Source organism: Klebsiella sp. CD33 (genome assembly GCF_051992865.1).
Lineage (GTDB): Bacteria > Pseudomonadota > Gammaproteobacteria > Enterobacterales > Enterobacteriaceae > Klebsiella > Klebsiella pneumoniae.
The window spans coordinates 3983795-3996705 of record NZ_CP197023.1; the positions used below are offsets into that span (position 1 = coordinate 3983795).

The 12911-nt window shown below is 58.8% G+C and carries 11 protein-coding genes and 1 pseudogene; 10 read left to right on the forward strand and 2 right to left on the reverse strand.

Features of this window, described 5'->3' with window-relative positions; translation table 11 throughout:
- Positions 1 to 8 precede the first annotated feature (8 nt).
- From ACR809_RS19620 to ACR809_RS19630, 3 genes are all read left to right on the forward strand, one after another.
- The gene (locus ACR809_RS19620) at positions 9 to 1373 is read left to right on the forward strand and encodes an MFS transporter (protein WP_004144662.1); all 1365 of its coding nucleotides are present in this window, start codon (positions 9 to 11) and stop codon (positions 1371 to 1373) included.
- A gap of 331 nt (positions 1374 to 1704) precedes the next feature.
- Complete coding sequence (locus ACR809_RS19625; RefSeq protein WP_117076830.1) at positions 1705 to 2883, forward strand: Gfo/Idh/MocA family protein; 1179 nt, start codon at positions 1705 to 1707, stop codon at positions 2881 to 2883.
- 159 nt (positions 2884 to 3042) lie between these two features.
- Positions 3043 to 4407 carry an MFS transporter gene (locus ACR809_RS19630; RefSeq protein ID WP_004144660.1) on the forward strand — a complete coding sequence of 455 codons (1365 nt, stop codon included), beginning with the start codon at positions 3043 to 3045 and terminating at the stop codon, positions 4405 to 4407.
- Positions 4408 to 4449: 42 nt separating this feature from the next.
- Here the strand turns inward: ACR809_RS19630 and ACR809_RS19635 are convergent, their stop codons facing one another.
- Positions 4450 to 4941 (reverse strand): YajQ family cyclic di-GMP-binding protein, encoded by a 492-nt coding sequence (locus tag ACR809_RS19635; protein WP_002891465.1) that lies wholly within the window; start codon positions 4939 to 4941, stop codon positions 4450 to 4452.
- Positions 4942 to 5132: 191 nt separating this feature from the next.
- Between ACR809_RS19635 and panE the strand changes: the two genes are divergently transcribed.
- From panE to ACR809_RS19650, 3 genes and pseudogenes are all read left to right on the forward strand, one after another.
- A complete protein-coding gene (panE, locus tag ACR809_RS19640) occupies positions 5133 to 6044 on the forward strand; it encodes a 2-dehydropantoate 2-reductase (protein ID WP_122051517.1) in 912 nt (303 codons plus the stop codon).
- A complete protein-coding gene (gene yajL / locus ACR809_RS19645; RefSeq protein WP_002891460.1) occupies positions 6007 to 6600 on the forward strand; it encodes a protein deglycase YajL in 594 nt (197 codons plus the stop codon). Before panE ends, yajL begins: the two co-directional genes overlap by 38 nt.
- Positions 6601 to 6650: 50 nt before the next feature.
- A pseudogene (locus ACR809_RS19650) lies at positions 6651 to 7127 on the forward strand (SRPBCC family protein).
- Between the two features lie 66 nt (positions 7128 to 7193).
- Here ACR809_RS19650 and thiI read toward each other — a convergent pair.
- Positions 7194 to 8642: a tRNA uracil 4-sulfurtransferase ThiI gene (thiI, locus tag ACR809_RS19655; RefSeq protein WP_004151340.1), complete on the reverse strand. Its 1449-nt coding sequence runs from the start codon at positions 8640 to 8642 to the stop codon at positions 7194 to 7196.
- Positions 8643 to 8823: 181 nt separating this feature from the next.
- Here thiI and xseB point away from each other — a divergent pair, with 181 nt between their 5' ends.
- Genes xseB through ACR809_RS19675 form a run of 4 tightly spaced genes read left to right on the forward strand, consistent with a single transcriptional unit; the run spans position 8824 to position 12882 of the window.
- Complete coding sequence (gene xseB / locus ACR809_RS19660; protein ID WP_122051518.1) at positions 8824 to 9066, forward strand: exodeoxyribonuclease VII small subunit; 243 nt, start codon at positions 8824 to 8826, stop codon at positions 9064 to 9066.
- On the forward strand, positions 9067 to 9966 hold the full coding sequence (gene ispA, locus ACR809_RS19665; RefSeq protein ID WP_004144656.1) for a (2E,6E)-farnesyl diphosphate synthase: 900 nt from the start codon (positions 9067 to 9069) through the stop codon (positions 9964 to 9966). It begins immediately after the preceding gene.
- A gap of 18 nt (positions 9967 to 9984) precedes the next feature.
- Positions 9985 to 11847, forward strand: a complete 1863-nt coding sequence (dxs, locus tag ACR809_RS19670) for a 1-deoxy-D-xylulose-5-phosphate synthase (RefSeq protein ID WP_004144655.1) — start codon at positions 9985 to 9987, stop codon at positions 11845 to 11847.
- Positions 11848 to 11907: 60 nt separating this feature from the next.
- Positions 11908 to 12882: an aldo/keto reductase gene (locus ACR809_RS19675; RefSeq protein ID WP_004147313.1), complete on the forward strand. Its 975-nt coding sequence runs from the start codon at positions 11908 to 11910 to the stop codon at positions 12880 to 12882.
- Positions 12883 to 12911 lie beyond the last annotated feature (29 nt).

Genomic DNA, 12911 nt, shown 5'->3' on the forward strand with positions numbered 1-12911 from the left:
AATACGCTATGACACAGACTCAACGCCTGGATGTCAGAGAGTTAATAAATCGTAACCCGCTGAGCCGATTTCAGAAGCTGATTATATTTCTCGGCTTTTGCGTCATCGCTCTCGATGGTTTTGATATCGCGATCATGGGCTTTATCGCCCCGACGCTAAAGCTGGAATGGGGGGTAAGCAACCACCAGCTGGGTCTGGTGATCAGCGCCGCGCTGATCGGCCTCGCGCTGGGGGCGATTTTCTCCGGCCCGCTCGCCGACTGGCTGGGACGTAAGAAAATCATCATCAACAGCGTTTTCTTCTTCGGTTTCTGGACCATCGCCACCGCCTTCTCGCACAACGTAGAACAGATGATGTTCTTTCGCTTTATGACTGGCCTCGGGCTGGGCGCCGCGATGCCGAATATCGGGACGCTGGTGTCGGAATACGCCCCGGAACGCCAGCGTTCATTTATTATCACCGTCATCTTTTGCGGCTTCACCTTCGGTGCGGCGGCGGGAGGATTTTCGGCATCGTGGCTGATCCCCCAGTTTGGCTGGCACTCACTGATGGCGCTCGGCGGTATTCTGCCGCTGCTGTTTGCCCCCCTGCTCATCTGGCTGCTGCCGGAATCGGTTCGTTTTCTGGTGATCAAACAAGCGCCCGCGGCGCGCATACGCGCCATTCTTAACCGTCTCTATCCCGGACAAATCAGCGACAATGTGAGGTTTATCCTACCGGCGCAGCCAGCGGCCGGCAACGCGATGCGCATTGTCCTCTCCCGCCAGTACGGTTTCGGCTCGCTGATGCTATGGCTGGTCTACTTTATGGGGCTGTTCCTGGTCTATATCCTCGGCAGCTGGCTGCCAACGCTGGTTAAAGCGGTAGGGATGACCGTTAGCCAGGCGGCCATCATGACGGCGATCTACCAGGCGGGCGGCACCCTCGGCTCGTTGTTTGCCGGCTGGCTGATGGACAGGATCAACCCCCATCGCGCGCTGGGGATAATCTACGCCGTTGGCGGCCTGTTCACCATGGCGATGGGCTACGCCGCGGGCAGCTTTGCCTTGCTCTGTATGCTGGCGTTTATCAGCGGCGCCTGCCTGAACGGCGCCAATACCGGCATGAACGCCCTCTCCGCCCGCTACTACCCTACGCAGGCGCGGGCGACGGGATCCAGCTGGATGCACGGCGTCGGGCGCATCGGCGCCATTCTCAGCGCCTTTGCCGGCGCCGAGATGATGGCGCTCAACCTGCCCTTTGAAAGCGTCTTTTTGATCCTCGGTATCCCGGCAGCCCTCACCGTCGCAGGCCTGGCGGCGAAGGGCATCTTTGCGGCCGGTCATCCTGCCGTCGCTTCAACTTCCCCCGCGTCTGTGCGCGGAGCGTCATAGCGGCATCTGGTCCCCGGTGCAATCGGCGGATTGCACCGCCTTCAGCAGCTAACAAAGAAAATTTATTTCATATTTTGTTGAAACGAAAAAACGCCCGCAACAATCTGGACGACTCCGGCATGCGATATCCCGCCCTCACCTTTTCAACCAAGCGCAAAAGAAACTATCGCTAATTCGATCCCCCTCGCATATATGGAAAATAAATTCCACAACACAATTGAAACAGAAAAAACATTTCCTTAAGTTGAAGTCAGTCTATCCGGATGCGCGTTGCCGCAGGCGTCGGCATTGAGCGCCTCAGAGTGCTAATGATTTCAAAAAGGAGAGCACCATGTTAAACGGCCTGAAACCCTTATCCCGTTCCCTGCGCTGGGGCATGGTCGGCGGCGGGGAAACCAGTCAGATCGGCTACAGCCACCGCTGTGCGGCGCTGCGTGACAATGTTTATACCCTGCTGGCCGGCGCGCTTGACGTCGATGCCGAGCGCGGGCGCGCGTTCGGTGAGCAACTGGGCATCGCGCCGGAGCGCTGCTACGCCGACTACCAGACCCTGTTTCGCGAAGAGGCGCAGCGCCCTGACGGGATCGAGGTCGTCTCGGTCACCACCCCGAACAATACCCATTTCGCCATCACCAAAGCGGCGCTGGAGGCGGGACTCCACGTTATCTGCGAAAAGCCCCTCTGCTTTACCGCCGAAGAGGCGCGCGAGCTGGTGGATCTGAGCAAAAAACAGAACAAAATCGTCGGCGTCACCTACGGCTATGCCGGCTATCAGATGATCCAGCAGGCGCGGCAGATGATTGCCGATGGACTGCTCGGCGAGATCCGCATCGTTAACATGCAATTCGCCCACGGCTTCCATAACCAGGCCGTCGAGCTGCAGGCAGAATCCACCCGCTGGCGAGTAACGCCGAAGTTTGCCGGGCCCAGCTATGTGCTTGGGGATCTGGCCACCCATCCGCTGTTTGTCGCCGAGACCATGGCGCCGCAGCTCAATATCAAACGGCTGATGTGCTCCCGTCAGAGCTTTGTTCCCTCCCGCGCGCCGCTGGAAGATAACGCCTTTGTCCTGATGGAATATGACAACGGCGCGGTTGGCTCGATGTGGACCAGCGCGGTCAACAGCGGCGCCATGCACTCGCAAAAAGTGCGCATCGTCGGCGAAAAAGCAAGCATCGAATGGTGGGATGAGCATCCTAACCAGCTCAGCTATGAGGTGCAGGGCGAGCCGGCGCGCATTCTGGAACGTGGGATGCCCTACCTGTCGCCGAACGCGCTAGCGGATGACCGCATTGGCGGCGGCCATCCGGAAGGGCTGTTCGAAGCCTGGGCCAACCTCTATCGCCGCTATGCGCAGGCGATTGACGCCACGGATCGCGACGATCGCGCCTTCCTGCAAGACTTCTGGTATCCGGACGTCGAAGCCGGGCTGCACGGCGTCTATTGGGTAGAGCAGTGCGTCAAATCGGCTGACGCTGGCAGCCAGTGGGTTGACTTTACTTTACCTTAATTTTCCCCCTCGCCAGTGGAGTCCCCCTCCACTGGTTTATTGATTTTTACCAACTTGTCGCATCGCGCAACAGCCCCGTAATATCTGTTAAACAAACATTTATTTACGCTTCTTACCCCCCGCCGCTACACTAGGCGCAGTTTTTATATTGAGGTGGTAATGAACGATAACAAAATGACGCCAGGGGAACTGCGCGCGACCTGGGGTTTGGGGACAGTATTCTCCCTGCGCATGCTTGGCATGTTTATGGTCCTGCCGGTTCTGACCACGTATGGCATGGCGTTGCAGGGTGCCAGTGAAGCGCTGATTGGCCTGGCGATCGGTATCTACGGCCTGGCGCAGGCGGTGTTCCAGATCCCCTTCGGACTGTTATCTGACCGTATTGGCCGTAAGCCATTGATCGTCGGCGGCCTGCTTATCTTCGTGCTCGGCAGCGTCATCGCCGCGCTCACCGACTCCATCTGGGGCATCATTCTTGGCCGCGCCCTGCAGGGCTCCGGCGCCATCGCCGCCGCGGTTATGGCCCTGCTGTCCGATCTCACCCGCGAACAGAACCGCACCAAAGCGATGGCCTTTATCGGCGTCAGCTTCGGCGTCACCTTCGCCATCGCCATGGTGCTGGGGCCGATTGTCACCCACCAGCTGGGTCTGCACGCGCTATTCTGGATGATCGCCATCCTGGCGACCGTCGGCATCCTGCTCACCCTGTGGGTGGTGCCCAACAGCCATAACCATGTCCTTAACCGCGAATCCGGGATGGTGAAGGGCTGCTTTAGCAAGGTGCTGGCGGAGCCGCGCCTGCTGAAGCTTAACTTTGGCATCATGTGCCTGCACATTATGCTGATGTCCACTTTTGTCGCCCTGCCCGGACAACTGGAGGCCGCCGGCTTCCCGGCTGCCGAGCACTGGAAGATTTACCTGGTCACCATGGTTATCTCGTTCATCTCGGTGGTGCCGTTTATCATCTACGCCGAAGTGAAGCGCAAGATGAAGCGCGTCTTCCTGCTCTGCGTCGCCATCCTGCTGATTGCGGAAATTGTCCTCTGGGGCGCCGGAGGCTACTTCTGGGAGCTGGTGGCGGGCGTTCAGCTCTTCTTCCTGGCGTTTAACCTGCTGGAAGCGCTGCTGCCGTCGCTAATTAGCAAGGAGTCTCCGGCGGGCTACAAAGGCACCGCGATGGGCGTCTACTCCACCAGCCAGTTTCTCGGCGTGGCGATTGGCGGCGCGCTTGGCGGCTGGGTCGATGGTTTCTTTGATTCGCAAACCGTGTTTCTGCTGGGCGCCCTGCTGGCGATGCTGTGGCTGCTGGTGGCCAGCACCATGAGCGAGCCGCCGTACGTCAGCAGCCTGCGGGTGGAGGTGCCGGACGGCGTGGTGGTCGACAGCGCGCTGCAGGCGCGTCTGCTGAGCGCCAGCGGGGTTCATCAGGCGCTGGTGGTACCCGAGGAGCGTTCGGTGTATATCAAAATCGACAGCAAGGTCACCAACCGCTTCGAGATAGAGCAGCTCATCAAAGGGGTATAAAAAAGCGGGGAATTCCCCGCTTTTTGCTGTCTGCCCGCCGCCTTAGTCGCGGAAGTTTTTGAACTGGAACGGCTGTCCCAGATCGCCACCGCGCACCAGCGCCATCACCGACTGCAGATCGTCGCGGGACTTACCGGTCACGCGGATCTCTTCACCCTGAATCTGGGCCTGCACTTTCAGCTTGCTGTCTTTGATCAGTTTAACGATCTTCTTCTGCACCGCGCTTTCAATGCCCTGCTTCAGCTTCGCTTCAACAAACCAGGTTTTACCGCTGTGCACGATATCTTCCGGTACGTCGAGGGAGGTGCCTTCAATGCCGCGCTTGAGCAGCTTGGCGCGCAGGATATCCAGCAGCTGGTTCACCTGGAAGTCAGACTCGCTCAGCACTTTAATGGTCTTGTTGGCGTCGTTTAATTCAAAAGTGGCTTCAACGCCACGAAAATCAAAACGCGACTCGACTTCGCGGCTCGCGTTGTCCACCGCGTTACGGGCTTCCTGAAGATCAACTTCAGAGACAATATCGAAAGATGGCATCTTTTCCTCTCCTTCCGTTTCTTTTGCGTTGCATAATACCTGCAACGCGGCATAACTCAACTTGTTATCCCGGAAGCTTAGCTGATTACGCAACGCTCGCGCTATTTTCCCCGTGATGTCCGACGATGCGAAAAGCGACGAGATAGACTTTAGCCATCAGCGCCTGGGATAGCGGCAGATGAGGAGGAACAATGAAAGTAACCGTACTGGGATGCGGTGCGCTGGGACAACTATGGCTGACCGCGTTGTACAAACAGGGACATGAAGTCCAGGGCTGGCTGCGCGTACCGCAGCCATTCTGTAGCGTCAACGTCATTGAAACCGATGGCTCAGTGTTCAACGAATCGCTGACGGCCAACGACCCCGATTTTCTCGCCAGCAGCGAGCTGCTGATCGTCACCTTAAAGGCCTGGCAGGTGTCGAATGCGGTAAAGCACCTGGCCGGGATCCTGTCGGACGCCACGCCAATTGTGCTGATTCATAACGGCATGGGCACCGTCGAGGAGCTGCGCGGCGTGAAACAGCCATTGCTGCTGGCCTCCACGACCCAGGCGGCGCGGCGCGATGGGAATGTCATCATCCACGTTGCCCAGGGCACCACGCATATCGGACCGGCAAAAAGCTACGAGGGGGACTACAGCTATCTCGCAGAAGTTCTGCAGAGCGTGCTGCCGGATGTCGCCTGGCATAACAATATCCACTCGGCCATCTGGCGCAAGCTGGCGGTTAACTGCGTGATTAACCCTCTGACCGCGCTCAAAGGGTGTAAAAACGGCGATCTGCGCGACTATACGCAGGAAGTTGCGGCCATTTGTCGCGAGGTGGCGGCGGTGATGGAGCGCGAAGGTATTCATACCTCGGCGGAAAACCTGCTATTTTATGTCGAACAGGTAATTGAAAGTACGGCAGAAAATATCTCTTCCATGCTGCAGGACGTTCGCGCCCAGCGGCATACAGAGATCGACTACATCACCGGTTTTCTGCTCAACCGCGCCCGCGCCCACGGCGTCGCCGTACCGGAAAACGCCCGCTTATTTGAATTGATCAAGCGTAAGGAGAATGAATATGAGCGCGTCGGCACTGATTTGCCTCGCCCCTGGTAGCGAAGAGACCGAAGCGGTCACCACTATCGACCTGCTGGTCCGCGGCGGAGTAAAGGTGACCACCGCCAGCGTCGCCAGCGACGGCAGCCTGACCATCGTCTGTTCGCGCGGCGTCAAACTGCTGGCGGATGCGCCGCTGGTCGAGGTGGCCGATGGTGATTTCGATATCATCGTCCTCCCGGGCGGTATCAAGGGCGCAGAGTGCTTCCGCGACAGCACGCTACTGGTGGAAACCGTCCGCCAGTTTCATCTCTCTGGGCGCATTGTGGCCGCCATCTGCGCCGCCCCGGCGACCGTGCTGGTACCCCATAATCTGTTCCCGATCGGCAACATGACCGGTTTTCCGGCGCTGAAGGAACATATCCCCGCCGAGCAGTGGCAGGATAAAAGAGTGGTCTGGGATCCGCGGGTGAATCTGTTAACCAGCCAGGGTCCGGGGACTTCGATTGATTTCGCCCTGAAAATGATCGATCTGCTGGTGGGGCGCGAGAAAGCGTATGAGGTCGCCTCACAGCTGGTGATGGCCGCTGGCATCTATAATTACTACGAAGCCTGATAGCCGGTCCGCGCCGCGGGCTGGCTCCCCTTTTCCTGAGGAGTCGCAGCATGTCCCGGAGCGCAACCGATTCTCGCGATCTTGTAATCAGCCGCCTGCTCAGCGCGCCCGCCCCAGCCCTGTGGCGCGCGTGAGCCGACCCGGCATTACTCCGAACCTGGTGGTGCCCTAAGCCCTGGCAAACCGAGGTTCTGGCCTTTGATTTTCGCGCCGGCGGGGCCTTTCACACCGTGATGCACGGGTCTGACGGTGAACGCAGCGATAACCCCGGCTGTTTTCTTGAAGTTATCCCGCAACAAAAAATCGTCATGACCTCGATGCTGACGGCGGATTATCGCCCCGCCGTTTCCCCCTTCGCGATGACGGCCATCATCACCTTTGCCGATGAACAGGGCGGGTGTCGCTATACGGCTACAGTGCTGCATGCCGATGATGAAACCCGCGAGCAGCATGAGCAGATGGGATTTTTCGAGGGCTGGAATATCGTCATCGATCAGCTCAATGACCTGGCGCTGACCCTGCGCTAATACACTCCCCTGCCAATAGTAAAAAGGCCTTCCATTAGGGAAGGCCTTTTGCATCATAACAACCTGTTACGGGCGATACACTTTCACGTTGCTGAAGCCCTGCTCGCGCAAATAAAGCGCCTGCAGACGGCTCATCACCCCGCGCTCGCACCACAGCAGCCAGGTTTTGCTCTGATCGAGATCGCCAAATTTGGTGCTTAGCTTGTAGAACGGCAGGGAAACAACCTCAACCCCCTCGACCTTCAGCGGCTTGTCTTCCTGCTCGTCGATGGAGCGAATGTCGAGGATCGCGTCGTTGGCGCCAAAGCCGGTCACGGTTTCCACTTCCACCACCGTCTCTTCCGTCTGCTGGGCGATCTCGCGGATATCGATATTGCTCGCCTCTTCCACCACTTTATCAAGGATGCTGAAATCGAAGTGTTCTTCTTCCGCTTCAATCTTCGCCTTCACCGCCTTCACGGTCGGGCTCTTGGAGATCACGCCGCAATATTCCGGCATGGTGCGGGCAAAATCTTCCGTGCCGATCTCACGCGCCAGGTCGATGATGTGCTCTTTATCGTGCGAAATCAGCGGGCGCAGGATCAGAGTATCGGAGACATTATCGATCAGGCGCAGGTTAGTGAGGGTCTGACTGGAGACCTGGCCGAGCGCTTCGCCGGTGACCAGCGCCTGCACGCCATAGCGTTCCGCGACTTTTGACGCGGCGCGGACCATCATGCGCTTGAGCACGACGCCCATCTGGCCGTCGTCCACTTTTTCAAGGATTTCGCCGACTACTGGCTCAAAGTTAATCGCCACAAAGCGAACGCGGTGTGAGCTGCCGAAGCGGTTCCACAGATAATGCGCAACCTGGCGGACGCCAATCTCATGGGCGGCGCCGCCAAGGTTAAAGAAGCAGTAATGAACGCGGCAGCCGCGGCGCATCAGCATGTAGCTGGAGACGCCGGAGTCAAAGCCGCCGGAGATCAGCGACAGCACATCTTCCTGGGTGCCGATCGGGAAACCGCCGATGCCTTCATAGCGGCCTTTCACCAGCAGCAGGCGATCGTTTTCAATCTCGAGATTGACGGTGACGTCCGGGTCGGTCAGCTTCACGCGCGCCGTTTCAATATGCTGATTCAGACCGCCGCCGACGTAGCGTTCCACTTCAATTGAGGTGAATTCATGTTTGCCGCGACGCTTCACTCGCACGCAGAAGGTTTTGCCTTCCAGCGCCTCGCGCCACAGCGGCAGCGTCTGCTCGAAAATATCGTGCAGCGAGGTGAACGGCACGTCTTCGACTTCCAGAATATGGTGGATGCCGGGGATACGGGTCAGCGCATCGCGAATAGCCGGGCGCTGATTTTCATCTTTCGCGCGAACTTCGATATGATCCCAATGACGGACGACGGCCAGCGTCTCATCATAGTTTTTGAGAACGTTACGAATGTTCCCGGTTAAGATTTTAATGAAGCGCAACCGCACAGATTGGCTTTTGATGGTGATTTCCGGGAACAATTTAATGATAAACTTCATAGCGACAATAGTTCGTTGGCAAGCCCGACGGGGCTATAAGCAAAAGTTGTAAAGCAGCGCACACCGGTGCCTGCATCCTGGGCGCGGAGTATATCACCATTGCGCGTTATTTGCTTACACGCGTGACTTCGTTACCATACCCGGTATTGCCGTCGCGACATAACAAGAGTCTACATTCACTATGCCAAAGAAAAATGAGGCCCCGGCCAGCTTTGAAACTGCTCTGGGCGAACTGGAGCAGATCGTTAACCGTCTGGAAAGCGGCGATTTGCCGTTAGAGGAAGCGCTAAGCGAATTTGAGCGCGGCGTACAGCTGGCGCGCCAGGGGCAAAGTCAGCTGCAGAAGGCCGAACAGCGCGTGCAGATCCTGCTGGCGGATAGTGAAGATTCCCCGATCACGCCTTTTACGCCGGACGCTGAATAAATGGATTTCCCGCAACAATTGCAGGCCTGTGTGGAACAGGCAAACGAAGCGCTGCGCCGTTTCATCGCCCCGCAGCCCTTTCAGAACACTCCGCTGGTGGAAGCGATGCATTATGGCGCATTGTTAGGCGGTAAACGCCTGCGTCCCTTCCTTGTCTACGCCACCGGCGAGATGTTCGGCGTGTGCCGTACCACGCTGGATGCTCCTGCCGCGGCGGTCGAATGCATTCATGCCTACTCCCTGATGCATGATGATTTGCCGGCGATGGATGATGACGATCTGCGCCGCGGCCTGCCGACCTGCCATATTAAATTTGGCGAAGCCAACGCAATTCTTGCGGGAGATGCCCTGCAAACGCTGGCGTTCTCTATACTGAGTGATGCGCCGATGGTCGACGTTCCTGACCGGGACCGGCTGGCGATGGTTTCCGAACTGGCGCAGGCCAGCGGCGTGGCGGGCATGTGCGGCGGCCAGGCGCTGGATCTGCAGGCCGAGGGACAGCAGGTTGATTTACAGGCGCTGGAGCGTATCCATCGCCATAAAACGGGCGCCCTGATCCGCGCCGCCGTCCGGATGGGAGCCCTGAGCGCCGGCGAACGCGGCCGCGCCGCCCTGCCCGCGCTGGATCGCTATGCGGAAAATATCGGTCTTGCCTTCCAGGTCCAGGATGACATTCTCGACGTGGTAGGGGATACTGCGACCCTTGGCAAACGTCAGGGTGCCGACCAGCAATTGGGTAAAAGCACCTATCCCGCCCTCCTGGGTCTTGAGCAAGCCCGGAAGAAAGCGCACGACCTGATCGCTGATGCCCGCCGGTCGTTAGATGAGCTGGCCGCACAATCTCTGGATACTTCGGCACTGGAAGCGCTCGCGAATTACATTATTCAGCGCGATAAATAAACAAAAAATGAGTCTCTGATGAGTTTTGATATTGCCAAATACCCGACCCTGGCGCTGGTAGATTCCACCCAGGAGTTGCGCCTGTTGCCAAAAGAGAGCCTGCCGAAGCTATGTGATGAGCTGCGGCGCTATCTACTGGACAGCGTCAGCCGTTCCAGCGGTCACTTTGCCTCTGGCCTCGGCACGGTGGAACTGACCGTGGCGCTGCACTACGTGTATAACACGCCGTTCGATCGCCTGATCTGGGACGTCGGCCATCAGGCCTACCCGCATAAAATTCTGACCGGTCGCCGGGACAAAATCGGCACCATTCGTCAGAAAGGCGGCCTGCATCCCTTCCCGTGGCGCGGTGAAAGCGAGTATGACGTGCTGAGCGTCGGTCACTCCTCCACTTCCATTTCCGCGGGTATCGGGGTGGCTATCGCCGCCGCGAAAGAGGATAAGCAGCGGCGCGCGGTGTGCGTCATTGGCGACGGGGCGATCACCGCCGGCATGGCGTTTGAGGCGATGAACCACGCCGGGGATATCAAACCCGACCTGCTGGTGGTGCTGAATGACAATGAAATGTCGATTTCCGAGAACGTCGGCGCGCTGAACAATCATCTGGCGCAGCTGCTCTCCGGTAAGCTCTACTCCACCCTGCGCGAAGGGGGCAAAAAGGTCTTCTCCGGGGTGCCGCCGATTAAAGAGCTGCTTAAGCGTACCGAAGAGCATATCAAAGGGATGGTGGTGCCGGGCACGCTGTTTGAAGAGCTGGGCTTTAACTACATTGGCCCGGTGGATGGCCATGACGTGCTCGGTCTGGTCAGCACGCTGAAGAACATGCGCGACCTGAAAGGCCCGCAGTTCCTGCATATTATGACCAAAAAAGGCCGCGGCTATGAGCCCGCCGAGAAAGACCCGATCACCTTCCATGCGGTGCCAAAATTCGACCATACCAGCGGCGTACTGCCCAAAAGCAGCGGCGGCCTCCCTTCCTACTCGAAAATCTTCGGCGACTGGCTGTGTGAAACGGCGGCCAAAGACAACAAGCTGATGGCGATCACGCCGGCGATGCGCGAAGGTTCAGGGATGGTGGAGTTTTCGAAGAAATTCCCCGATCGGTACTTTGACGTCGCCATTGCCGAGCAGCATGCGGTCACCTTCGCCGCCGGGCTGGCGATTGGCGACTACAAGCCGGTGGTGGCGATCTACTCCACCTTCCTGCAGCGAGCCTACGATCAGGTGATCCATGATGTGGCTATCCAGAAGCTGCCGGTGCTATTTGCTATCGACCGCGCCGGGATCGTCGGCGCAGACGGCCAGACGCATCAGGGAGCGTTCGATCTCTCCTTCCTGCGCTGTATTCCGGATATGGTGGTAATGACCCCGAGCGATGAAAATGAATGTCGCCAGATGCTGTACACCGGCTACCACTACAGCGACGGCCCCTGCGCGGTGCGCTATCCGCGCGGTAGCGGCACCGGCGCGACGCTCGAGCCGCTGGCATCGCTGCCGATCGGCAAAGGGGTGGTGAAACGTCAGGGCGAGAAAATAGCGATCCTCAACTTTGGCACCCTGCTGCCGGAAGCCGCGGCAGTAGCGGACAAACTCAACGCCACCCTGGTGGATATGCGCTTTGTGAAGCCGCTGGATACCGCGCTGATCCTCCAGCTGGCCGGCGAGCACGACGCGCTGGTGACGCTGGAAGAGAACGCCATCATGGGCGGCGCCGGCAGCGGCGTGAACGAAGTGCTGATGGCCCACCGCCGGGCGGTACCGGTGCTCAATATTGGCCTGCCGGATTATTTTATTCCTCAGGGCACTCAGGAAGAGATCCGCGCCGACCTCGGCCTTGATGCCGCCGGTATTGAAGCCAAAATCCGCGACTGGCTGGCATAATTGCCCCTTCCGCTCCTGCTATGCTTAAGGGATACCCTTGATGAATAGCAGGAGCGCACTATGCACTATATCCCCCTCGGTGATACTGCCTTACGTGTTTCCCGACTCTGCCTCGGCTGCATGACCTTCGGCGAGCCGGACCGCGGCAGGCACGCCTGGACGCTTCCGGAAGAGAGCAGCCGCCCGCTTATCCAGCACGCCATTGAAGGCGGCATCAACTTCTTCGATACCGCAAATAGCTACTCCGACGGCAGCAGCGAAGAGATCGTTGGCCGCGCCCTGCGCGACTTTGCCCGCCGCGACGAGGTGGTTGTCGCCACCAAGGTGTATCACCAGGTCGGCGATCTGGCGGAAGGACTTTCCCGGGCGCAGATCCTGCGCTCCATCGACGACAGCCTGCGCCGTCTCGGGATGGACTATGTCGACCTGCTGCAGATCCACCGCTGGGACTATACCACCCCGATTGAAGAGACGCTCGAAGCGCTGGACGAGGTGGTGAAAGCCGGCAAAGCGCGCTATATCGGCGCCTCGTCCATGCATGCCCGACAGTTTGCCCAGGCGCTGGCGCTCCAGCAGCAGAACGGCTGGGCGCGCTTCGTTACCATGCAGGATCACTACAACCTGATTTACCGGGAAGAAGAGAATGAGATGCTGCCCCTGTGCCAACGTAACGGCGTAGCGGTGATCCCATGGAGTCCGCTGGCGCGCGGCAGGCTAACCCGCCCCTGGGGTGAGACCACCGCCCGGCTGGTCTCAGATGAGTTCGGCAAATCGCTGTACAGCGCCAGTGAAGAAAACGATGCGCAGATCGCCGGGAATCTCGCGGACGTGGCGGAAGAACTCGACGCCAGCCGCGCCCAGGTCGCCCTCGCCTGGCTGTTAAGCAAACCCGGCGTCGCCGCGCCGATTATCGGCCCGTCGCGTCAGGAACAGCTCGATGATCTGCTGCAGGCGGTGGATTTGACGCTCTCCCCGGAACAGATCGACAAGCTGGAGGCGCCGTATCAGCCGCATCCGGTGGTGGGATTTAAGTGAAGGGCGTGGTTTCCCCGGCAGCGTAGCGT

Coding starts and splice junctions, on each gene's coding strand:
- yajL (WP_002891460.1), top strand. CDS start 6,007: ATGAGCGCGTCGGCACTGATTTGCCTCGCCCCTGGTAGCGAAGAGACC.
- panE (WP_122051517.1), top strand. CDS start 5,133: ATGAAAGTAACCGTACTGGGATGCGGTGCGCTGGGACAACTATGGCTG.
- thiI (WP_004151340.1), bottom strand. CDS start 8,642: ATGAAGTTTATCATTAAATTGTTCCCGGAAATCACCATCAAAAGCCAA.
- dxs (WP_004144655.1), top strand. CDS start 9,985: ATGAGTTTTGATATTGCCAAATACCCGACCCTGGCGCTGGTAGATTCC.
- ACR809_RS19630 (WP_004144660.1), top strand. CDS start 3,043: ATGAACGATAACAAAATGACGCCAGGGGAACTGCGCGCGACCTGGGGT.
- ACR809_RS19620 (WP_004144662.1), top strand. CDS start 9: ATGACACAGACTCAACGCCTGGATGTCAGAGAGTTAATAAATCGTAAC.
- ACR809_RS19635 (WP_002891465.1), bottom strand. CDS start 4,941: ATGCCATCTTTCGATATTGTCTCTGAAGTTGATCTTCAGGAAGCCCGT.
- ispA (WP_004144656.1), top strand. CDS start 9,067: ATGGATTTCCCGCAACAATTGCAGGCCTGTGTGGAACAGGCAAACGAA.
- ACR809_RS19675 (WP_004147313.1), top strand. CDS start 11,908: ATGCACTATATCCCCCTCGGTGATACTGCCTTACGTGTTTCCCGACTC.
- ACR809_RS19625 (WP_117076830.1), top strand. CDS start 1,705: ATGTTAAACGGCCTGAAACCCTTATCCCGTTCCCTGCGCTGGGGCATG.
- xseB (WP_122051518.1), top strand. CDS start 8,824: ATGCCAAAGAAAAATGAGGCCCCGGCCAGCTTTGAAACTGCTCTGGGC.